At 63.4% G+C, this 21,237-nt stretch carries 18 protein-coding genes; 7 read left to right on the top strand and 11 right to left on the bottom strand.

Features of this window, described 5'->3' with window-relative positions; translation table 11 throughout:
• Positions 1–63 precede the first annotated feature (63 nt).
• From NL532_RS01600 to NL532_RS01585, 4 genes are all read right to left on the bottom strand, one after another.
• Entirely contained in the window at positions 64–2,379 is a 2,316-nt protein-coding gene (locus NL532_RS01600; RefSeq protein WP_023829363.1) for a putative bifunctional diguanylate cyclase/phosphodiesterase, read from the bottom strand.
• A gap of 91 nt (positions 2,380–2,470) precedes the next feature.
• Positions 2,471–5,941, bottom strand: coding sequence for an indolepyruvate ferredoxin oxidoreductase family protein (locus tag NL532_RS01595; RefSeq protein ID WP_286487870.1), 3,471 nt, complete (start codon positions 5,939–5,941; stop codon positions 2,471–2,473).
• A gap of 221 nt (positions 5,942–6,162) precedes the next feature.
• The gene (locus NL532_RS01590) at positions 6,163–6,693 is read right to left on the bottom strand and encodes a hypothetical protein (protein ID WP_023746550.1); all 531 of its coding nucleotides are present in this window, start codon (positions 6,691–6,693) and stop codon (positions 6,163–6,165) included.
• A complete protein-coding gene (locus tag NL532_RS01585) occupies positions 6,686–7,294 on the bottom strand; it encodes a CGNR zinc finger domain-containing protein (RefSeq protein ID WP_023746551.1) in 609 nt (202 codons plus the stop codon). The genes NL532_RS01590 and NL532_RS01585 overlap by 8 nt, the downstream gene beginning before the upstream one ends.
• 148 nt (positions 7,295–7,442) lie before the next feature.
• Between NL532_RS01585 and NL532_RS01580 the strand changes: the two genes are divergently transcribed.
• From NL532_RS01580 to NL532_RS01565, 4 genes are all read left to right on the top strand, one after another.
• Entirely contained in the window at positions 7,443–8,348 is a 906-nt protein-coding gene (locus NL532_RS01580; protein ID WP_023746552.1) for a branched-chain amino acid ABC transporter permease, read from the top strand.
• Between the two features lie 197 nt (positions 8,349–8,545).
• Positions 8,546–9,151: a TRAP transporter small permease subunit gene (locus NL532_RS01575; protein WP_023683517.1), complete on the top strand. Its 606-nt coding sequence runs from the start codon at positions 8,546–8,548 to the stop codon at positions 9,149–9,151.
• Complete coding sequence (locus NL532_RS01570; protein WP_023750422.1) at positions 9,148–10,926, top strand: TRAP transporter large permease; 1,779 nt, start codon at positions 9,148–9,150, stop codon at positions 10,924–10,926. Before NL532_RS01575 ends, NL532_RS01570 begins: the two co-directional genes overlap by 4 nt.
• A gap of 33 nt (positions 10,927–10,959) precedes the next feature.
• Positions 10,960–11,988: a zinc-dependent alcohol dehydrogenase family protein gene (locus tag NL532_RS01565; RefSeq protein ID WP_023829364.1), complete on the top strand. Its 1,029-nt coding sequence runs from the start codon at positions 10,960–10,962 to the stop codon at positions 11,986–11,988.
• Positions 11,989–12,240: 252 nt separating this feature from the next.
• Here NL532_RS01565 and NL532_RS01560 read toward each other — a convergent pair whose 3' ends face one another.
• Positions 12,241–13,350 carry a TRAP transporter substrate-binding protein gene (locus NL532_RS01560; protein WP_023671351.1) on the bottom strand — a complete coding sequence of 370 codons (1,110 nt, stop codon included), beginning with the start codon at positions 13,348–13,350 and terminating at the stop codon, positions 12,241–12,243.
• Positions 13,351–13,644: 294 nt separating this feature from the next.
• Here NL532_RS01560 and NL532_RS01555 point away from each other — a divergent pair, with 294 nt between their 5' ends.
• On the top strand, positions 13,645–14,418 hold the full coding sequence (locus tag NL532_RS01555; protein ID WP_023703661.1) for a gamma-glutamyl-gamma-aminobutyrate hydrolase family protein: 774 nt from the start codon (positions 13,645–13,647) through the stop codon (positions 14,416–14,418).
• Between the two features lie 10 nt (positions 14,419–14,428).
• Here NL532_RS01555 and NL532_RS01550 read toward each other — a convergent pair whose 3' ends face one another.
• The 5 genes from NL532_RS01550 to NL532_RS01530 all read right to left on the bottom strand — a co-directional run bounded on the left by NL532_RS01550 (position 14,429) and on the right by NL532_RS01530 (position 18,999).
• Complete coding sequence (locus NL532_RS01550; RefSeq protein ID WP_023683514.1) at positions 14,429–14,839, bottom strand: hypothetical protein; 411 nt, start codon at positions 14,837–14,839, stop codon at positions 14,429–14,431.
• 82 nt (positions 14,840–14,921) lie between these two features.
• Positions 14,922–15,905 (bottom strand): 2-hydroxyacid dehydrogenase, encoded by a 984-nt coding sequence (locus tag NL532_RS01545; RefSeq protein ID WP_023671354.1) that lies wholly within the window; start codon positions 15,903–15,905, stop codon positions 14,922–14,924.
• On the bottom strand, positions 15,902–16,924 hold the full coding sequence (locus NL532_RS01540) for a LacI family DNA-binding transcriptional regulator (protein WP_023752463.1): 1,023 nt from the start codon (positions 16,922–16,924) through the stop codon (positions 15,902–15,904). The genes NL532_RS01545 and NL532_RS01540 overlap by 4 nt, the downstream gene beginning before the upstream one ends.
• Before the next feature lie 67 nt (positions 16,925–16,991).
• On the bottom strand, positions 16,992–17,876 hold the full coding sequence (locus NL532_RS01535; protein WP_032886143.1) for a DMT family transporter: 885 nt from the start codon (positions 17,874–17,876) through the stop codon (positions 16,992–16,994).
• A gap of 157 nt (positions 17,877–18,033) precedes the next feature.
• A complete protein-coding gene (locus tag NL532_RS01530) occupies positions 18,034–18,999 on the bottom strand; it encodes a LysR family transcriptional regulator (RefSeq protein ID WP_023689239.1) in 966 nt (321 codons plus the stop codon).
• A 128-nt stretch (positions 19,000–19,127) separates the two neighbouring features.
• Here NL532_RS01530 and NL532_RS01525 point away from each other — a divergent pair, with 128 nt between their 5' ends.
• Positions 19,128–19,916, top strand: coding sequence for an alpha/beta fold hydrolase (locus tag NL532_RS01525; RefSeq protein WP_023689240.1), 789 nt, complete (start codon positions 19,128–19,130; stop codon positions 19,914–19,916).
• Here the strand turns inward: NL532_RS01525 and NL532_RS01520 are convergent.
• Complete coding sequence (locus NL532_RS01520; RefSeq protein ID WP_023694715.1) at positions 19,913–20,320, bottom strand: DUF2000 family protein; 408 nt, start codon at positions 20,318–20,320, stop codon at positions 19,913–19,915. The two genes, NL532_RS01525 and NL532_RS01520, sit on opposite strands and share 4 nt — an antisense overlap.
• 46 nt (positions 20,321–20,366) lie before the next feature.
• Between NL532_RS01520 and NL532_RS01515 the strand changes: the two genes are divergently transcribed.
• Positions 20,367–21,230: an AraC family transcriptional regulator gene (locus NL532_RS01515; protein WP_023829365.1), complete on the top strand. Its 864-nt coding sequence runs from the start codon at positions 20,367–20,369 to the stop codon at positions 21,228–21,230.
• The last annotated feature ends 7 nt before the right edge of the window (positions 21,231–21,237 follow it).

The following is a 21,237-nucleotide window of genomic DNA, read 5'->3' as shown; positions in this document are numbered from 1 at the left end:
GTTAACGTTTTGGCAATTCACAGCTTTTTTGACGGCTTCCAAGCGCGATTTAAAGGTTGGGCTTCATGTGGTCGCGAGTTTGGCGACGGGCCGCAATTCCGCGGCGAAGGGCCAGGTCACACTGGACATCGTTTCGATGCCGGACGCGCTGAGAGCTGCGCCGAAGAGGAAGCCCTGGACGAGGTCGGGTTTCACCGAATGCACCAGGATCTTCAGCTGTTCGAACGTTTCCACACCTTCGATGGTGACGGTCAGCCCGAGCACGCGGGTCAGGTCCACGATGCCCTTCAACAAGTCGAGCGAACGCTTGTTCTGGGTCACGTCCATCAGGAACGAACGGTCGATCTTGATCTTGTCGAGCGGCAGCTTGTGGAGGTAGCTCAGGCTTGAATAGCCGGTGCCGAAATCGTCGAGCGCGATGCGCACGCCAAGCTGCTTCAGTTCCTCGATATACTGGCGCGTCAGCGATTTGTCGTCGAGCAGCGCGGTTTCGGTGACTTCGATCTCGAGGCGGCCGGCGGCGAGCCCCGAAGTGGCAAGCGCGTCGCGAACCTTCTGGACGACGTCGCGGCTGCGGAAATCCTTGGCCGAAAGGTTGACCGAGACGCTGGTCTGTGCGGGCCATTTGGCGCATTCGGCGCAGGCAGCCGCGAGCACGAAGGTGCTGATCTCGGAAATGATGCCCATATCTTCGGCCAGCGGAATGAAGACGCTGGGCGAAACCGGCCCGAGGTCGGGATGATCCCAGCGGCACAGCGCCTCGCAGCTGGCGATGCGCATGGTGTTCATCGCCACGATAGGCTGATAGACCACCCGCAGCGCCTTGCCTTCGACCGCCGTGCGCAGGTCGGCCTTCATCATCTGGCGGTTGCGGAACGCCGCATCCATCGCCGCCTCGAACAGTCGCCAGTTGTTCTTGCCGAGTTCCTTGGCCTTGTAGAGCGCCAGATCCGCCTTGACGATCATGGCGTCGACATCGGTGTCCTCGACCCTGGACAGCACGGTGCCCGCGCTTGCCTGGATGCGCAGGCTGTGACCAGCGACATCGACTTCGCCCTGCAGATCGGCAAAGATCTGGTCGAGCAGGCCGGTCAGATGGCTTTCATCCTCGACGCGGTCGAAGAAGATCATGAACTCGTCGCCGCCGAAGCGGCTGACATTGACGCCTTGCCCGGCGACGGCCGCCAGTCGCTCGGCAACGGCATAGATCAGCCCATCGCCGACCGGATGGCCAAGTGTGTCGTTGACGCTCTTGAAATCGTCGAGATCGAGCACCGCCAGGGCGCACAGCCGGTCGCAGCTGCCCGACGCCATGGCCTCGCCGACGAGCTCATGGAAATAGGCGCGGTTCGGCAGGCCGGTGAGGCTGTCATAGCGCGCCATGAAGCGGATCTTTTCTTCGGACTCGACGCGGGCGGTGACGTCCTCGAAGGTGATGACGCCGAGGTCCTGATTGCCCTCGCGGGCCGAGAACTCGTAGTGCTGGCCATTGGAGAAGGAGACCAGCACCTTGCGGTCACGGCCTTCGCGCAACGCGCGCGTCAGCTGCGCTTCGACATAGCGGCAGTCTTTCGGCGCCAGCATGCCGCCCGCAACGCCGCGCAGGAGCAGCGAATGGATCGACCGCCCGAGCAGCTGGTCGGGCGAGCGCAGCGACATCAGATGCGCTGCTTCGGCATTGCCGACCACGACCTTGCCGTCGGGTCCGAGCATGACCAGGCCATGCGACATGGTGTTGAGTGCGCGGTTGAAGCGCTGCGCGATTTGCCTCGCCTGCTTATGCCCGACCACGGCCGAGAACAGCACGTTGCGCACATGGTCGGCACTGCCCTTGATGATGAACATGAACGGGATGATGAGCAGCCCAAGCACGACACTGGGGATGTCAAACCTGAGGATAAGGGCTGCTGCGATCGGCCCGACGAAGGTTACCGCGAAGATCGTGACCATGCGGGGCGAGCCGTAGTTTCGGCCTACGACCGTGACCAGAGAGCCAAGCGTTATGGCGAGCGCTGCGATCTCGGCATATGCATCCGAGTAGACATAGATCGAAATGAAGCAGAACAGGCCCAGCATCAGCCCCTGGATGCTGCCGTTCAGGATATATTCGCGCTCCCATCGTGTCGCATCCAAGGCATCGTGGATGGAACCACCCAGGCGATGGAACCGCCGCAAGCTGAAATACCGCCAAACGCCGATGCCAAGCAGTGCTCCGGCAAGAACCAGGAAGACAGGCTGGCCGTTGCGCCAATAGACCATAAGGCTGGCGGTTGCGTGGCAAAGCGCGCCAATGACCAGCATATGCGCGTTGTCGAACAACGAGCGCACAAACTGGATATAAACATCCACAGGGATGTTATCGGTCTTTGTTCTGCCCATTACTGGCGCCCAACTGAACCACAGCCTTGGCATAGTCCCATTAAAAAACCTTTAGCTCGCGCTGAAGGGCCTGTTTTTCCGGCCCTTTTGGCTACTCAGCGGCTTGTAATGCGCTTGGCTGCACCGGCAACTTGAATCGTTCAAGAAGGCGATTTCGTTCATCCGCCGCCTTTTCGGCGCTGGCCTGCCTCACATGGCCGTAGCCGCGAATGAGCGCCGGCACCGAGGCAAGGGCGATGGCGGCCTCGATCCTGCCTGGCGCAAGTGCCTTGGCGACAAGCTCCAGATCGGCCTCATAGCGGGCCAGAAGCTGCCGCTCGATGCGCCGCTCAGCGCTGTAGCCGAACACGTCGAAGGCCGTGCCGCGCAGGCCTTTCAGCGCCGCCAGCAGGCGAAAACCCTTCATCATCCACGGGCCGAAGCTCGATTTCCTCGGCTTGCCGTCATTGCCGCGCCTGCCCATGATCGGCGGCGCCAGATGAAATTCGAGCTTTTCGTAGCTATGGAACTGTTTTGACAGCTCCATAGCGAAGGAGCCGTCAGTGTAGAGCCGCGCCACCTCATATTCGTCCTTGATCGCCATCAGCTTGAACAGATTTTTGGCGGCTGCCTCGGTCACCGCGGTCGAGCCGGGCACGGCCTTTGCCTCGGCGGCACGCAGGACCGCCAGCCGCTCGACATAGCGCCTGCAATAGGCGGCATTCTGATAGGCAGAGAGGAAAGCGACGCGGCGGGCGATGATATCGTCCAGCGTCTCGGCGATCTCAGTGGCCTTGCTCGGTTGCGCGATGAGGCCGCGCACAAACTCCGGCTGATGCGCGGCGCGCCGGCCCCAGCGGAAGGCGGCGATGTTCATCGCCACCGCCTCGCCATTCAATTCAATCGCTCTTTCAACGGCTTGCGCGGACAGCGGCAGCCCGCCATGCTGGAAAGCGAAGCCGAGCATGAACATGTTGGCGCCGAGCGAATTGCCGAACAATTGGGTGGCGGTGCGCGTGGCGTCGAAGAAATGCGTCTTGTCGTCGCCAGCGGCAGCGCGGATCGCCTTCTTCAGGCGCTCGATGGGCAGCGAGAAATCGGCCGAGCGGGCGAATTCGCCAGGCATGATCTCGGCAGTGTTGGCAAGGAAGATGGTATGGCCTTCGCGCACCGCGCCAAGCACCTTCTTGGCGCCGGACACGACAAGGTCGCAGCCGAGTACCAGGTCGGCCTTGCCGGCCGAAACGCGGATCGCGTGGATGTCGTCCGGCGTGCGGGCGATGCGGACATGGGTGAACACCGAACCGCCCTTCTGAGCGAGGCCGGCCATGTCAATCATGCCGCAGCCCTTGTCCTCGAGATGGGCGGCCATACCGAGCACAGCACCTATGGTGACGACGCCGGTGCCGCCGACGCCGTCGATGATCGCCGCCCAACCCTCGCTACCGAGCGGGAATTCGGCTGGCACCGGCACGCCGTCAAGCGGGTCGGAGCGGCCGGCAATGCCTTCGGCCTTCCTGATCTTGGCGCCGTGCACGGTGACGAAGGACGGGCAGAAGCCGTTGACGCAGGAGAAATCCTTGTTGCAGCTCGACTGGTCTATTCTGCGCTTGCGGCCGAACTCGGTCTCGACCGGCTGGATCGAGACGCAGTTCGATTGCACGCCGCAATCGCCGCAGCCCTCGCAGACCAGTTCGTTGATGAAGACCCGCTTGTCGGGATCCGGGAAGGTGCCGCGCTTGCGGCGGCGGCGCTTTTCGGCGGCGCAGGTCTGGTCGTAGAGCAGCACCGAGACGCCCTTGACGTCGCGCAGCTCGCGCTGGACGAGGTCGAGGTCGTCGCGGTGGTGGATGGTGGCGCCGGAGGGGAATTCGGCCTTCCCCGCATATTTCTCCGGCTCGTCGGTGACGATGGCGATGCGCTCGACGCCTTCGGCGCGCACCTGCCTGGCGATCATGTCGACAGTCAGGCCGCCCTCATGCGGCTGACCGCCGGTCATGGCGACGGCGTCGTTGTAGAGGATCTTGTAGGTGATGTTGGCATCGGTCGACAGCGCGAAGCGGATCGCCAGCGTGCCGGAGTGATTGTAGGTCCCGTCGCCGAGATTCTGGAAAATGTGGCCGCGCTTGGAGAATGGCGCCTGGCCGACCCATTGTGCGCCCTCGCCCCCCATGGCGGTGAAGCCGACCGTGTTGCGGTCCATCCACAGCGCCATGAAATGGCAGCCGATACCGGCGGCGGCGATCGAGCCGTCGGGCACCTTGGTCGAGGAATTGTGCGGGCAGCCGGAGCAGAAGAACGGCGTGCGCGAACCGATATCGCTGGTTTCGGCAAGCATCGCCTGGAACTGGCGCAGCTTCGCCACCTTGGCAGTGATCTCTTCCGAAGGGCCGATTGTGCGCAGGATGCGCTCGCCCAGCGCAATGGCGATCTCGTTGGGGTCGAGCGCGCCCTTGGCCGGGAACAGCCAGTCGCCGCGCTCGTCCTTCTTGCCGACGATCATCGGCTGGGTGGCGGTGCCGTAGAGGTTTTCGCGCAGTTGCACCTCGATCAGCGAGCGCTTCTCCTCGACGACGACGATGGTGTCGAGGCCGCGGGCGAATTCGGCGATATGCTGCAGGTCGAGCGGCCAGGGGCAGCCGACCTTGAACAGGCGGATGCCGATGCGGTTGGCGGCGGCCTCGTCGATGCCGATGTCTTCCAGCGCCTGGCGGACATCGAGATAGCTCTTGCCCAGCGTGATGATACCGAGCTTCGGCGCGCGGCCGCCCGAATAGACGATGCGGTTCAGGCCGTTGGCATGGATGAAGGCGGATGCAGCGGCGCGCTTGTATTCATGCAGCCGCTCCTCCTGGCCGAGCATGTCGATCTCATCGCGGATGTTGAGGCCGCCGGGCGGCATATCGAACTCCGGCACGACGATGTTCAGGCGCTCGAGCGCGGCATCGACGGAGGCCGTGGATTCGATGTTGTCCTTGACGCATTTGATAGCCGCCCAGGTGCCGGCGAAGCGCGACATGGCAAAGCCGTAGAGGCCGTAGTCGATGATCTCCTGAACGCCGGCCGGGTTGAGGATCGGCACCATGGTGTCGACGAACAGGAATTCGGTGGCGTGCGCATTGGTCGATGATTCGGCCATATGGTCGTCGCCCATCAGCGCAAGCACGCCGCCATACTTCGACGTTCCCGCGAGGTTGGCGTGGCGGAAAACGTCGCCGGAGCGGTCGACGCCCGGTCCCTTGCCGTACCAGACCGAAAACACCCCGTCATGCTTGCCTTCGCCCATTAATTCCGTCTGCTGAGAGCCCCAGCAGGCGGTGGCGGCAAGCTCCTCGTTGAGGCCGGGCTGGAAGACGATGTCGGCCTGCGCCAGCTGCTTTTTCGCCCGCCACAGCTGCATATCGAGGCCGCCGAGCGGCGAGCCGCGATAACCGGACACGAAGCCGGCCGTGTTGAGGCCGGCCCGGCGGTCGCGCTCGCGTTGCATCAAAAGCATGCGGATGACCGCCTGTGCGCCGGACAGGAAGATGCGCTCCTTACCAAGATCGAACTTGTCGTCGAGCGCGACGTCGTGCAGCGTCATCAGGCATTTCCTCTGCGGAGACAGCACCGGGGGCGCGCAGCCAACGTAGGAGTGAGATGGCGCAGTCTTTCTCCGCTTGCAAGGCAGGTCAAACGAAATCGAAAGTGCCAGGCAAAGCGCAACGAACGATCCGCTGCCGTCGCGTATTCGGCACGAAATCGGTCCGCGGCGGTTGTCCGGCGACCAGAAATTTCCACGCAGTCGCGCCGGGCTAAGACGCGTCAGCCTTTCGAGCAATCCGGCTTCGGCTCACCCGGCAGCTTGCCGTCGGGATGGCCGGCAAGATCGGGATTGGCCGTATAGAGCTGGTCGACCACCAGCGGCCGGTCGGGAAGGATCGACTGGTCCTCGCTCGACATCAGCGTCGTGTCGATCTTCTGCAGGAACGTGCCGTCAGGACCCCTGATGCTGATCGAAATCGCATAGGGCTTGTCCTTGACGATACAGGTCAGCGCCGGGCTTTCCAGGCTGACCTTGTCGAGCTTCGGCCAGACCTTCTGCTCGATCACCAGGGGAGGACCGCCAGCCGGATTCTGGAAGCTGGCGACCGCAACCTGGCCTTCGCCCATCGGCTGCAGGGGCCGCAGCGTCACGACATAGGTCGCCCGGGCGAGGCGGTAATTGAAGACGACGACCTTGCCGGAAACCTCGAACAGCTTGCCGTCGCCGCCGGTGTCGCGGCAGGCGCCAAGCGCAACGGCTGCAATGAGCGCAGCACCGACAAGGATCGAACGAAAAACAACCCTAAGCATTGTTGACCTCATGTGCCGCCGTGCGGCGGCGATAGTGACGGCTTGCTTTCTGGCGGTTGCCGCACACAGCCATATCGCACCAAAGGCGGCTGGAATTGCGGCTCCTGTCGACGAACAGCCAGCTGCAATTGGGACAGATCCTGAGCCTGGCGACCGTGTCGTCGCGCAGCAGCGACAAGGCCGAAACCGCCAGCGCCGCCTCGAACGCGATCGGCGTCGATGGATCGCCGAACGGTCTACCCGGTGCGCCGATTTCGGCAGGGCTCCGATCGAGGCCGTTGGCGCAGGCCTTGAGAAAAGCGGCGAGGTCGCCGGCGGCAAGCGCACCTTTCGACACCGCGCCGCGAAACAGGCGGTCGGTCGTCTCGCGGATCGCCAGCACCACCGGGGCGATCCTGTCCGGCGAGGTCGCCTCCAGCGGTCTGCCGCCAAGCTCGGCACCGCGAAAGCCGGTTGCGGCGTTGGCGAAGCGCGCGATCTCGGCCGGATCGGCAAAACGGTCGAAAGTCTTTTCCGGATCGTTGCGCAACACCACGGTGTTGGCCGTATCGAGCGCAAGAATGCCGCCGGTGAAGCGATGTGGGGTCCAAGATACTGTCATATCAGAAATCTAACCGATAAATCGCGTTTGACAAGTTAGATTTTACGATGCAAACCTTGGCGCGGGCTCCGGCGCAGGATTTTGTTGAGGCAAGTCGTTGCCCCAAAACCGCTTTGCACTTTTGGGCGACATGCCCTGAAAGCTGTCCATGCTCTATTTCTTCCAGCAGGTGCTGAACGGGCTGCATTCCGGCGCGCTCTATGCGCTGCTTGCCTTCGGCTACGTGCTGACCAACGGCATCCTGCACCGGACCAATCTCGCCTATGGCGCGCTGTTCGCCTTTTGCGGCCAGACGATGATCCTGACCGTGGCCTTCGGCTATCAGGTATTGTGGCTGACCTTGCTGGCGGCAGTGGTGCTCGGCGTCGTCACGGCTTTCTTTTATGCCGCGCTGATCGGCCACGTGCTGTCGCGCAGCGTCTTCGAACCGCTGGCCGACCGCACGCCCAATGCCATTGTGGTGACGACGCTCGGCATCCTGCTGGTGCTGTCGGAAGCAAGCCGTATCGCCGCCGACACGCATGATTGGTGGCTGCCGCCGATGCTGGCGCAGCCCATCGTTTTTGCTCAGGATGCCGGCTTCCAGGCGACGCTGACGCTGATCCAGCTCATCGATTGCGCGGTGGTTCTGGCGGCAATCATGCTCGCTGCATGGGCGTTTGCCCGCTCGGGCTTCGGCCGCCGCTGGCGCGCCGTCTCCGACGATCCCAAAGCGGCTGCCATGTGCGGCGTGGACGTGCGTGCAGTGTTCCGGCATGCGGTGCTGTTCGGCGGTTTCTGCGCCGCGCTGGCCGGAATCATGGCCGCCCTTTACTACGGCAATGTCAGCTTCGGCTCCGGCCTTGTCTACGGGCTGAAAATCCTGTTCGTGACGGCGGTGGGCGGCTATCTCTCTCCGCCTCGGGCCGCGCTCGGTGCGGCCGCCTTCGGCATGGCGGAGTCGCTATGGGCCGGCTATTTCCCGGTCGAATGGCGCGATGGCTGGATGTATCTGTTCCTGGTCGCGGCACTTGTGCTGATCGGTCCTGGCCGCGACCAGCAGAAGATCGCCTGATCGCCGCATCCGCTGTCAGACTTTGGTTGCATGACGCAGCAGCCGGTCGGCACTTTATCCCCTGCCTCCCGTCACGACGGCGTTGATCGCGCCATGCCATGTTGACCCGCCGAACCACGCACGGCATACCGTTGGGCCACAGCGGCGCGACGGAAAATAGGGGAGCCGGCGCGCCTTCGACCTGAGGGAGGAAATGCATGGCAGGGCTGCTCGCTCTATCGAGAACGATTGACCGTATGAACGAGTTCATCGGCAGGTGGATATCGTGGCTGATCCTGCTGGCAATCCTGGTCAGCGCCGCCAATGCCATCATCCGCAAGGTCTTCGACGTCTCGTCGAATGCCTGGCTGGAACTGCAGTGGTACCTGTTCGGCGCCGCCTTCATGCTGGCCGCCGCCTATACGCTGAAGCAGAATGACCATATCCGCATCGACATCGTCTACGGCATGTGGTCGCGCCGCGTGCAGCACTGGATCGACCTGCTCGGCCATGTCTTCTTCCTGATGCCGTTCGTGACGCTGATGGTGATCTATTTTGTCCCCTACGTGTCGCTGTCGTTCCGCAGCGGCGAAATGTCGAACAATTCCGGCGGCCTGATCATCTGGCCGGCCAAGGCGATCCTGCTCGTCGGCTTCTTCCTGCTGGCGCTGCAAGGCATCTCCGAGATCATCAAGAAGATAGCCATCATGCGCGGCGACATGGACGATCCCAATCCGTTCATCTCGGTGCACGAACAGGCCGAGCTCGAGGCTAAAGCCCTTGCTGAAGAGGCCAAGGCGCTCGCCCAGGAGGCGCGCCCATGATCGAGTTCATCGCCCAGAACATGGCGCCGATCATGTTCGCTTCGCTGATCATCTTCCTGCTGATCGGCTATCCCGTCGCTTTTTCACTCGCCGCAAACGGCCTGATGTTCTTCTTCATCGGTGTCGTGCTGTCGCCCTATTCGGGCGGCTCGATCAACCTGGCGTGGCCGCTGCTGCATGCGCTGCCCGACAATTTCTACGGCAGCCGGGTGATGTCGAACGACACGCTCTTGGCAATCCCGTTCTTCACCTTCATGGGCATCGTGCTGGAACGATCGGGCATGGCCGAGGACCTGCTCGACACGATCGGCCAGCTGTTCGGCCCGGTTCGCGGCGGCCTTGCCTATGCGGTGATTTTCGTCGGCGCGCTGCTTGCCGCTACCACGGGCGTGGTCGCGGCTTCGGTCATCGCCATGGGCCTGATCTCGCTGCCGATCATGCTGCGCTACGGCTATGACCGACGACTGGCGTCGGGCGTCATCGCGGCATCCGGCACACTCGCCCAGATCATCCCGCCGTCGCTGGTGCTGATCGTTCTGGCCGACCAGCTCGGCCGTTCGGTCGGCGACATGTATGCCGGCGCGCTGATCCCCGGCCTGGTGCTGACCGGCCTTTACACGCTCTACATCCTGACCATGTCGATCGTCCGGCCGAACTCGATGCCGGCGTTGCCGCTGGCGGCCCGCACGCTTGGCCACGGCGTGCTGTCGCTGCTCGCGGCACTGCTGGTGGCAGTCGCGGCTTCATATGCGGCCTATCGCTACCTTGCGCCGGCGCATGGCGACAATGCCGATATCCTTGGCGCCAGCATCGGGGTGATCCTGATCTATATCGTGGCGATCGCCGACAAGGGCCTGAACATCAACATGATGTCCAGGTTGGCGCAGCAGGTGATCATCGTTTTGATCCCGCCTCTGGCGCTGATCTTCCTGGTGCTGGGCACCATCTTCCTCGGCATCGCCACCCCGACGGAGGGCGGCGCCATGGGCGCGGTTGGCGCCCTGGCGATGGCGGCAATGAAGGGGCGGTTGTCGCTGGATGTCATCAAACAGGCGCTCGCGTCGACCACCAGGCTTTCCTCCTTCGTGCTGTTCATCCTGATCGGCGCGCGGGTGTTCTCGCTGACCTTCTACGGCGTCAACGGCCACGTCTGGGTCGAGCATTTGTTGACGTCGCTGCCGGGCGGCGAAGTCGGGTTCCTGATCGGCGTCAACATCCTGGTCTTCGTGCTCGCCTTCTTCCTCGATTTCTTCGAGCTCGCCTTCATCATCGTGCCGCTTTTGGCGCCGGCAGCCGATAAGCTCGGCATCGACCTGATCTGGTTCGGCGTGCTGCTCGGCGTCAACATGCAGACCTCCTTCATGCACCCGCCTTTCGGCTTTGCGCTGTTCTACCTGCGCTCTGTCGCCGCGCGCGTGCCCTATCTCGATCGCCTCACCGGCAAGCAGATCGCGCCGGTGACCACCGGCCAGATCTATTGGGGCGCCGTGCCCTTCGTCTGCATCCAGGTGATCATGATCGGGCTGACCATCGCCTTCCCGCAAATGGTCATGCGCTACAAGGGTGCGGCCGTCGATCCGGGAACGATCGAGATCAACTTGCCTGATATGCCAGGCCTTGCGCCTCTCGGCACACCACCACCAGCCAACGGTGGCCCATCACCCGCGGCGCCACCGTTGAACGATCTCTCGCAGCCGCCGAATTTCGGCGAGACGCCGCCCGCCAAGCCGGCGGCGCCGGCGACCGACCTGTCGCAGCCGCCGAACTTCAACTGATGTGTGAACACTGAGAACCTGAGTGAGGATGTTATGAGAGCCGTGCGCCTGGAAGCCGTGGGCAGCATTGCGCTACGGGAGGTCGACAAGCCTGTTGCGGGACCGCAGGACGTTCTGGTGCGCGTCGAAGCCTGCGGCGTTTGCGGCACCGACCGTCACCTCCTCCACGGCGAATTCCCTTCGAGCCCACCGGTGACGCTTGGTCACGAATTCTGCGGCATCGTCGAGGCTGTCGGTGATGCGGTTTCCGGCATCGCCATCGGTGACCGTGTTACCGGCGATCCCAACATCTTCTGCGGACGCTGCAGTCATTGTCGGGCTGGCCGGGTCAATTTGTGCAGCAATCTCAGGGCCATCGGCATCCATCGCGACGGCGGCTTCGCCGACTACGTCGTGATGCCGCAGAGCCAGGCCTTTCTTCTGCCTGCGAACCTCAAGCCAACGCATGGCGCCTTCTGCGAGCCGCTGGCCTGCTGCCTGCACGCTGTCGACCTCGCCGGAATCAGACCCGGCGCTGCCGTGGTGGTGCTTGGTGGCGGCGTCATCGGCCTGCTTACCGTGCAATTGGCGAGGCTCGCAGGAGCGGCGACCATCATCCTGTCGACGCGGCAGGCCTCCCGCCGTGCGCTCGCCGAAGAGCTCGGTGCAACGACGACGGTCGACCCAAGCGCGGTCGACCCGATCGAGGCGATCGCCGGCCCAGCCGGCCTTGTGCCCGGCGGGGCCGACGTGGTGCTCGAATGCGCCGGTGTCCCCGATACCGTCGAACAATCGATGCGGCTGGCGAAGTCCGGCGGCTCGGTGGTGATCGTCGGCGTGATGCCGCAAGGCGTGAAAGTGCCCTTCGAACCGTTCGACATCCTGTTTCGCGAACTGAAGGTTCTCGGCTCGTTCATCAACCCCTTCACCCACAGGCGGGCGGCGGACCTTGTCGCGTCCGGGGCAATCGAGATCGACAAGCTCATCTCCAGACAGGTCGGCCTGGACGGAGCCCCCTCGGTTATCTCCAACCCGGCCGCCCCCGGCGAGGTCAAGGTGTTGGTGGTGCCGGGCAGGGAATGAAGGGCAGCCTCAATCCTGCGACGTTGGCGATTGGCGAAACGACGATGACCGCGTCCCTCTCCCCGTCACTATACGGGGAGAGGATGCCGGCAGGCAGGTGAGGGGCAGCGTCAACGCTTGGAAAGATAAGCTATAATTTCGGGGCGACTACCAAGCCCAAGGCGATCGATCGCCGAAGTTTGCCGCCGCCCCTCATCCACCTGCCGGGACCTTCTCCCCGTATAGTGACGGGGAGAAGGGGCAGATCCCAGCCTACAGTTTGCCGTTGCGTTGCTGGACCATCATGAAGGTGTCGTAATTGTACTCGGCCACCTGGGCCCAGAGATAATGCTCCTTGCGGAAGCCCTTGATCGAGTCCCAGATCTTCTTGAACGGCGCGTTGGTGGCTTCCATTTCGGTGTAGACCTCATTGGCCTTCTCGAAACAGGCGGCCATGATGTCCTGGCTGAACGGGCGCAATTTCGCGCCGCCGGCCACCAGCCGCTTCACCGCCGCAGGATTGAGAAAATCGTATTTCTGCAGCATGTTGGCGTCCGCCGCCTGCGCGGCGGTGTGCACAAGCGACTTGTAGGCGGGCGACAGCTCCTCGTACTTGGCCTTGTTGAACAAGAGATGGACGGTCGGGCCGCCTTCCCACCAGCCGGGATAATAGTAGTAGGGCGCGACCTTGTAGAAGCCGAGCTTCTCGTCGTCATAGGGGCCGACCCATTCGGCGGCGTCGATCGTGCCTTTTTCCAGCGCCGGATAGATGTCGCCACCGGCGATCTGCTGCGGCACGACGCCGAGCTTCTGCACCACTTTGCCGGCAAAGCCGCCTATGCGCATCTTGAGGCCGGACAGGTCGGCGACGGTGTTGATCTCCTTGCGGAACCAGCCGCCCATCTGCACGCCGGTGTTGCCGCCGGGCAGGCCGAAAAGACCCTGCGTGGCAAGAAACTCGTTGAACAGGTCGATGCCGCCGCCATGATAGTGCCAGGCGTTCATGCCGCGCGCGTTGAGCGAGAACGGCACCGCCGCACCGAGCGCCCATGTCGGGTCCTTGCCCCAATAATAGTATGACACCGTGTGGCAGGCCTCGACGGTGCCGGCAGTGGTGGCGTCGGCGGCCTGCAGGCCGGGCACGAGTTCGCCGGAGGCGAAGACCTGGACCTGGAAATTGCCGTCCGTCGCCTCAGACAGCATCTTGGAGAAGACTTCGGCGCCGCCATAGATCGTATCGAGTGACTTGGGAAAGGATGACGCCAACCGCCACGTCACTTTCGGATTGGACTGGGCGATTGCCGGTGCGGCTAGCGTAGCGGCAGCCGCCGCTGCGCCCACGCCGGTGACCCCGGCCTTGCGGATGAATGAACGACGATCCATGCAGTTCCTCCCTATTGGACCAACAACCGATATCAGGGACATCTCCTCACGTCCGGTATCGATTTGCCCGAAACAATACACGGGCAAAAGGTCGAGTCCAGCATGGTGGCGGGATTTGACGGCGGCGCTGGCGACAAATCCGCGGGCCGGCCGGCCAGCCTGCAACTATAGTCTAACGTTCGCCGCGTGGCCCATGCGAGATGGCGAAACTTGCCATGGAAAAGCGCCTTCGGATCGCCTATTTTGCAGGCACAATAGCTATTCGCTTCGCGCCAAATGGAATCCGGACCCAAAATGCACCAGCCGCTCGTCGCCATATCAACCGACGTCCGTCAGTTCGACAACTACACCTGGCATGCCGTCCCGCAGCAATATATCGAGGCAGCACTTTCCGGCGCCGGCGTGTTCCCGCTTTTGGTGCCGTCATTCGGTGACCGGCTCGACTTCGACGAGCTGTTGTCTTCGGTCGACGGTGTCATGGTCACTGGCTCGAAGTCCAACGTGCATCCATCGCTCTATGGCGGCGACGCCAGCGAAGCCAACGGCCCCTACGACCCGGCGCGCGATTCCACCACGCTGCCGCTAATCCGCAAGGCGATCGAGCGCGGCGTGCCGCTGCTTGCCATCTGCCGCGGCATCCAGGAGTTGAACGTTGCGCTGGGCGGCACGCTTGGCACCGAGATCCAGGAGCGCGAAGGCTCGCTCGACCATCGCGCGCCGGTGAGCGACAACCAGGACGAACGCTTCGCCATTCACCAGACCATTTCGATCAAGCCGGGCAGCTGCCTGGCCGGCGTGTTTGGCGCCGGCGACATCAAGGTCAACTCGCTGCACCGCCAAGGCATCGACCGGCTCGGCTCGAAGCTGCAGGTCGAGGCGGTTGCCGGCGACGGCACGGTGGAGGCAGTTTCGGTGAAGGACGCCCGCGCCTTCGCCGTCGGCGTGCAATGGCACCCCGAATACTGGGTCAAGTCGGACGGCAACTCGGCCAAGATCTTCCGCGCCTTCGGCGATGCGGTGCGCCTGCATGCGGCGGCGAAGGCCGGCGCGCGGGCGGCGGCGGAATAAATCCCGACGATCAATTGCCGGCGGATTGATCCCGTTCGCCGGTTGTCGCCAGCGAAAGCAGCGGCGTGGCCGGAGCGTAGGATTCGTAGCCGTCGCCATCCGCAACCGAGAAGGTGACGATCGGGTCGGTGCCGTCGGCGCTGAACGCGATCGTGCCGTCCTCGCCCTCTCGCCAGAATTTTGCCCGCTCGATCCCCGGCAGCAGCCCGCGGCAGTTCGGCGCCACGGTCAACAGCGACAGGCCATCGTCAATCGCGGCGCCGCGGCTAACCGCGCAGTCGCCTTCGTCGCCATTGGCGACCAGCCTGAAGGTGGTTGCCGGCCTTGCTTCATTGGCCGAACTTTCACTGCTGCCGCCGTGAAACAGCTGAAAGCCGGCGAAAAGTGCCGCTGCCGCAATCAATGCCGGAAGTTTCGTCATCTTGCACTCCGCGCCCCCCGGCGCAGATGCAGAATGATTCCAAAGCGTTAAGCCGACGTTAACGAGTGTGGCAGACAGCCGCTCAGCTTCGTGGCTTGACTTGCGCCGTCTCCGGCACCGGGGTCAGTGGCCGGCGCTCGCTGAACCAGGATACCAGATTGTCGACGCACAGATCCGCCATGGCGCGGCGCGTGTGGTGCGAGGCCGAACCGACATGGGGCAAAAGCGAGGTGTTGGGCGCCTCCAGCAAAGCCTTGGGCACATTCGGTTCATCGGCGAAAACATCGAGCCCGGCCGCGGCGATGGTGCCGTTGGCAAGCGCTGCGGCGAGGTCTGCCTCGTCGACCGTGCTGCCACGGCCGATGTTGACGAAAACGCCGTTGGCGCCAAGCGCCGCCAGGATTTCGGCATTGACCGCCTTCTCCGTGGAAGCGCCGCCCGGCACTACGGAAATCAGCGTATCGACCGCTTCGGCAAGGCCCTTCAGCGTCGGGTGGTATTCATAAGCCAGACCTTCGACCTTGCGCCTGTTGTGGTAGGCCACCGGCAGCCCGAACGCTTCCAGCCGGCGCGCAATGGCAAGGCCGATGCGGCCCATGCCGAAAATGCCGACATGCCGACCGCGCAAGGTCAGCCGGCTCAGGGGATAGTTGCCCTTCTTCACCCAACTGCCGTCGCGCAGCCATTTCTCGGCGTTGTAAAGTTCACGCACGGTGTTGAGCAAAAGGCCGATCGTGGTGTCGGCGACCTCCTCGGTCAAAACATCGGGGGTGTTGGTGACCATGATGTTTTTCTTGGCCGCATGGCCGGCATCGACCGAATCATAGCCGACGCCGAAGGAGGCGATGAGTTCGAGGTTGGGCAATGCATCCATCAATGCCGCATTGACGCCGGCAAAGGACGCAATGGCGCGCACGTCATGGCGCATCTCCTCGGTGACCAGGGCGGGATCGGCTCGCTCTATCTTGACCCGCTTGAAGGTGCGGTCGATGCGCTCGACCGCATGGTCGTTGAAATGTCCCGGCACCAGAACGGCGACGGTCTGCAACGCATCAGTCTTGGTCATTCACGCTCCACCGGCTTGCCGGTCGACTGGCGCACATGCAGTTCCGGCTTGATCAGTTCCTGTGACGGCCGTACCGCCTGTCCGTTCAGCTTGTCGAGCAGCGCGCTGGCGGCACGGCGGCCGACCTCTCGCTGGCCATTCCAGACTGTGGTGAGCGCCGGTGTCGCGATTGCCGCCTCCTCGAGATCGTCATAGCCGGTGACCGAGATGTCGGCGCCCGGCACCAGGCCGGCGCGGGCAATGCCGTTCATCAGGCCGATGGCGACCAGATCATTCCAGCAGCAAGCGGCGGTTGGCTTGTCTTTAAGTGCCAAAAACTGTCCAGCCGCCTCGAATCCGCCCTGCTTGGTGCGCGGCCCGGCGATGCGCCAGGACGGCCTGACCTCAAGCCCGGCGGCCTCCATGGCGTTGAGATAGCCCTGGTAGCGGTCGCGCCCTGTCGAGGTCTGGTCGGTGCCGCCGATCATGGCGATGCGCTTGTGCCCGAGCGAGATCAGATGATTGGTGGCAAGTGCCGTGCCATAGGCATCGTCACCACGAAACACCGGCACGTCGGCGCCTTCCACGCTGCGTGCGATCAGCACCGCCGGCAGGCCGTTTTCCTCGGCCATGACGATGTCGGAAGCCGGCGTGCCGATGGCCGGCGACATGATGACGCCGTCGGCGCCAAGCTGCAGCAGCGTATCGATGAAGGTGCGTTGCTTTTCCAACTGGTCATAATGGTTGGACAGGATGAAGGTCTGCCGGCTGCGATCGAGTTCGCTTTCGATCGAGCGCAGGATCTCGGCGAAGAACGGGTTCATGATGTCGTGCACGACGACACCGACAATGCCCGAGCGCGAGGTGCGCAGTGAGGCGGCGCGGCGGTTGTAGATATACCCGATGGCCCGCGCATGTTCCTTGATGCGGTCACGCGTGGCGCCGGCGACCAGCGGGCTGTCGCGCAAGGCGAGGGAGACCGTGGCCGTGGACACGCCAAGCGCATCCGCGATCGTCGAAAGCTTGATCTTTTGTGCCAGCCCTTCGCTCCCCGAGTTTTTTTAAAATTTTTTAAATGCGGCGTTATGCCATCGGATTCGGAGCAAATCAAAGTTTTTTCGCCAGCGCCTCCGCCTCGGCATCGACGGTCGTGCGATTGCGCAGCCGCAAACGGTGCTCGCGATGGATGATGTAAAGGCCGCTGGCGACGATGATGGCAGCACCCACCAGCGTCCAGCGGTCGGGGAACTGGTGGAAGATGATCCAGCCGGACAGGATCATCCAGACCATCTGCGAATAGGGGTACGGCGCCAGCGCCGTGGTGGTCGCCAGGCGGTAGGCCTGCACCAGCAGCCAGTGGCCGCCGGCGCCGAACACGCCCAGCATCACCAGTATGAACCAGTGCCAGCCATCCTGCGGCAGCCCATGCGAGAACGGCAGCATCGGCAGAAGCAGCACGGCCGGCGCCAGCGCCGAAAACAGGATCAGGCTTTCCGAGGTTTCGCTGGCTGACATCCGCCGCGTCATGATGACGTAAAAACTGTTCGACAGCATCGAGCCGAGCGCGAAAAGATGGCCGATGCCGAACACGCCGATGCCCGGCCTTGTAATGACGAGCACGCCGACAAAGCCCGACAGGATTGCCAGCCAGCGCCGCCAGCCGGCCCATTCACCAAGCAGCGGTCCGGCAAGGGCGGTGATCACCATCGGCCCGAAGAAGTAGATCGAGGTGGTCTCGGCCAGTTGAAGCGTTTTGAGCGCCATGACGTTGCACATGGTCGAGCCGAACAGCAGACCGCCGCGCAGGATGTGGGCCGGCAAATTGTTGGCGCGGAAGCGCGACGGCTCGCGCCAGCCGCGCAGGAAGACGCCGACAAGCAGGACATGGACGGTGAAGCGGGCCCAGGCGACGATCAGCGCCGAGACGCCGGCCAGCACCAGATATTTGCTCGAGGTGTCGAGAAAGGTGAAAAAGACATAGGTCGAAAGCATGAACAGCATCGCCGCGGGCGGCGTTGCGCTTTCGTCTGATTTTGCGGGAACGTTCAAATGTCAGGCCGGGCAGGGAGGATCAACGCTTAACCTTTGCGGCAATCGCCTGCGCCCGGCAAGCCAAAAGCGACTGGCACAACAGGCGTCTGAGACAGGTTCAGCGCAGGCCGATCCGATGCCAGCTAAGGCGCTTTGCGTTCCGCTGCGACGTTCTGACATCCGGTGCTTTGCCGTCGGATGCCACTTGCGCCTGGAGATGAAGCCACAACGCCTCGGCGACGGGTCCATGCGGTCGGTCGCGCCGGCGCACCGCCGCCAGGATCTCCGTCCGGCCGGGCAGATGTGCACCAGCGATCGAGATCAGCCTCCTATCCCGCAGTTCGTCCTCGATCAGCCATGCCGGCAGATGGCCCCAGGCCAGTCCGTGAAGGATCAGTTCCTTCTTCATCAGATGATCCGGCGCCGAGCACTGATGCGCGCCGTCGATGAGGAAATAGCTCTCCGGCGCTGGCCGCCGCGCCGTGTCGCGGATCACGCACTGGGTGAAGGGCCGCATCTGCTCCGGCGCAATCTCGCGGCCAGGCGCGAACGGAAGGAACCCAGGCGCCACCACCGGCACGAGGGGCACCGCGCAGAGATCGATCCGCTCGAGATGCGGATCGGAAGGATCCGCGCGATGGAAGATGAGGTCAGCCGAGCCTTCCATCAACCGTTCGAGCGGACCGCCGACCGCCTCGTACTCCAGGTGCAGGCGTGTCCCGGTGCGTTCGGCAAAGAAGCCGCTGAGCATACGCAGGATTTGCGGTCGCGGGCAGAGATCACCCATGACGACACGCAGGACCGTCTCCTCGCCACTCGCCAACTGGCCCGCATAGGTTCGCAGATGGTCGAGCTCGCGCAATGTCAGCTGCGCTCGCGCGTGAAACTCGCGGCCCGCCTCCGTCAGCCCCACCCGATATCCGCTGCGGTCGAGAAGTGTGAGCCCGAGCAACTGCTCGAGGCGTGCGACAGCGGCGAAGACGGATGGATGCGATCGGTTCAAGGCAAGGGCGGCCGCCTGGAAGCTGCCCTCGCTTGCCACGGCGTCAAAGCACCGTAGGTCGTGGAGTTTCAGACCATTCATTATCGCCAAAACCTACTGAGATTGTCCAATCATAGTAATTTTCCTGGATAATTACGAGGCCTAGTGTGGCTCATTCAAAGGGCGGCGGGAGCATCGAACTCCTTTCGCCAGGGTGAGATGAGGACCAGATGACTGACACGCTTTATTTTACGACGGGCGACGGCTGCCGGATCGCCTATCAGTTGGCGGGGGCCGGCCCTGTGCTTGTGCTCTCGAATTCCATTGCGACGAACCTGCATATGTGGGACCGGCAGCTTGCGGAATTTGCCGGATCTTTCCGGGTGCTGCGCTATGATCTGCGCGGCCACGGCAGTTCCGATGCTCCGGCCGGAGCCTATTCGCTCGATCGGCTGGGCCGCGACGTCCTTGAGCTGCTGGATGCGCTTCAGATCGCCCGCGTGCATTTCTGCGGGCTGTCGCTGGGCGGCTTCGTAGGGCAGTGGCTGGGTATCCATGCCCCGGACCGCATCGAGCGTCTCATCCTTTCCAACACCTCGCCACATCTCGGGCCGGCTTCTTACTTTGACGAGCAGATCCGTACTGTCCTTGCTGCGAGCAACATGTCGGCCGCCGCGGACATGTTCATGCACAACTGGTTTCCCGCCTCGATGCTTGCCGGCCCAAACGAAACCGTCGACGCGTTCCGCGCGATGGTCCTGGCGACGCCGCCCCAAGGTCTCGCGGGATGCTTCGCCGCCGTACGCGATTGCGATCTGCGCCGGACTGTCTCCCTCATTACCGCCCCCACCCTGGTGATCGGTGGAGAAGACGACAAGGTAACGCTGGCAAGCCACAGCGAGGCGATCGCAGCCAGCATCCCCGGCGCCACGCTTACACTGCTTCCGGGCGTCCATATGCTGAACGTCGAGCGGCCGACTGAATTCATGAGCGCCGTTACACGCTTCCTGCTGAATTAGGCGTGCATGCGGGCGCCCTTGGTGATCTTGTCGACGAGTTTCTTGTCGGCACGCAGCGCGATGCCGACGATCTTGGCGTCCTCAGGGCCGAACTCGGCGAAGACGGCGCGGTTGGCCGCATCGAAGCCGGTGGCAAACATCTCCTCGACATAGGCTGACGCCGTCACGCCCCGCTCCAGCGCCTTCCGGTGGATGGAGTTGAGCGTCGGCCCATCGGCCGAAAGCACGATGACCGGCTGGATCGACAGAGGATTGTAAAGGTTGCCGGCGCGGTCGCGGTAGGGTTCGCCGATAATGTCGGGGAATTGCGCGACGACGCCGCTGGTCAGGAAGGCCGTGACGTTGAGCTTTTGCCAGACGGCGAGATCGTCCCGCAGCACGATTGCAAATTTCGTATCGAACACCAAAATGAGGACTCCGGAGCACGCCCATGAAGGGCAGGGATAGGTGATGACGCACGATCTAGACGGTGAGGCGACACAGGGTCTTGGACGTTCGTGCGCGGATGAAGACCGGATCGTCTCGGCGCCAGGCAGCACCGGCATCGAGCGCATCGAGGCGCATTTCCATGGCAACGCCTTCGACCTGCACCGTCATGATACACTCGCCGTCGGCGTGACGCTTTCCGGTGTGCAGCGCTTCCACTACAGGGGCACTGTCAACTACAGCCTGCCCGGCCAGGTTATCGTGCTGCATCCCGACGAAGTGCACGATGGCGGCGCCGGGACCGAGGATGGTCTGCGCTACCGGATCCTCTATCTGGAACCCTCACTGCTGCTCGACTGCCTCGACGGCGCGCCGCTGCCTTTCGTCAGGGATTCTGTGGTCAGCGATCCTGCCTTGCGTGGCACGCTGCTTTCGGCCCTGTCGCCGCTCGATGAGGAACTGGACGAGCTGTTCGTCGCCGATTTCGTTGCGGAGCTGGCGCAGCAGCTGGGGCGTCATGCGGGACAGAAAGCAAAGCCGATGGGGAAGTCGGCCTCGCGTGCGGCAGCGCTGGCGCGCGGCTATCTCGAGGAGAATGCCGAGCGGTCCGTTCGTTCCGATGAGCTGGAAGCCGTCACCGGGCTCGACCGCTATGCGCTGTCACGCCATTTTCGCGCGACCTATTCCACCAGCCCGCATCGGTTCCTGCTGATGCGCCGGCTGCAAAAGGCAAGACGGATGATCGAGGTGGGCGAGCCGCTGGCCGAGATTGCCGTTGGCGCCGGCTTCAGCGACCAGAGCCATTTCAACAGGCATTTCAAGAAAGCATTCGGCCTGACGCCCGGCCGCTGGTCGACCCTGGTGCGCGGGCCTTCGGTAGCCGCCTAGGTCAGGA

The sequence above is a fragment of the Mesorhizobium sp. C120A genome (assembly GCF_030323105.1).
Lineage (GTDB): Bacteria > Pseudomonadota > Alphaproteobacteria > Rhizobiales > Rhizobiaceae > Mesorhizobium.
The sequence above is the reverse complement of the archived record's forward strand: the minus strand, read 5'-3'. Positions and strand labels throughout refer to the sequence as shown.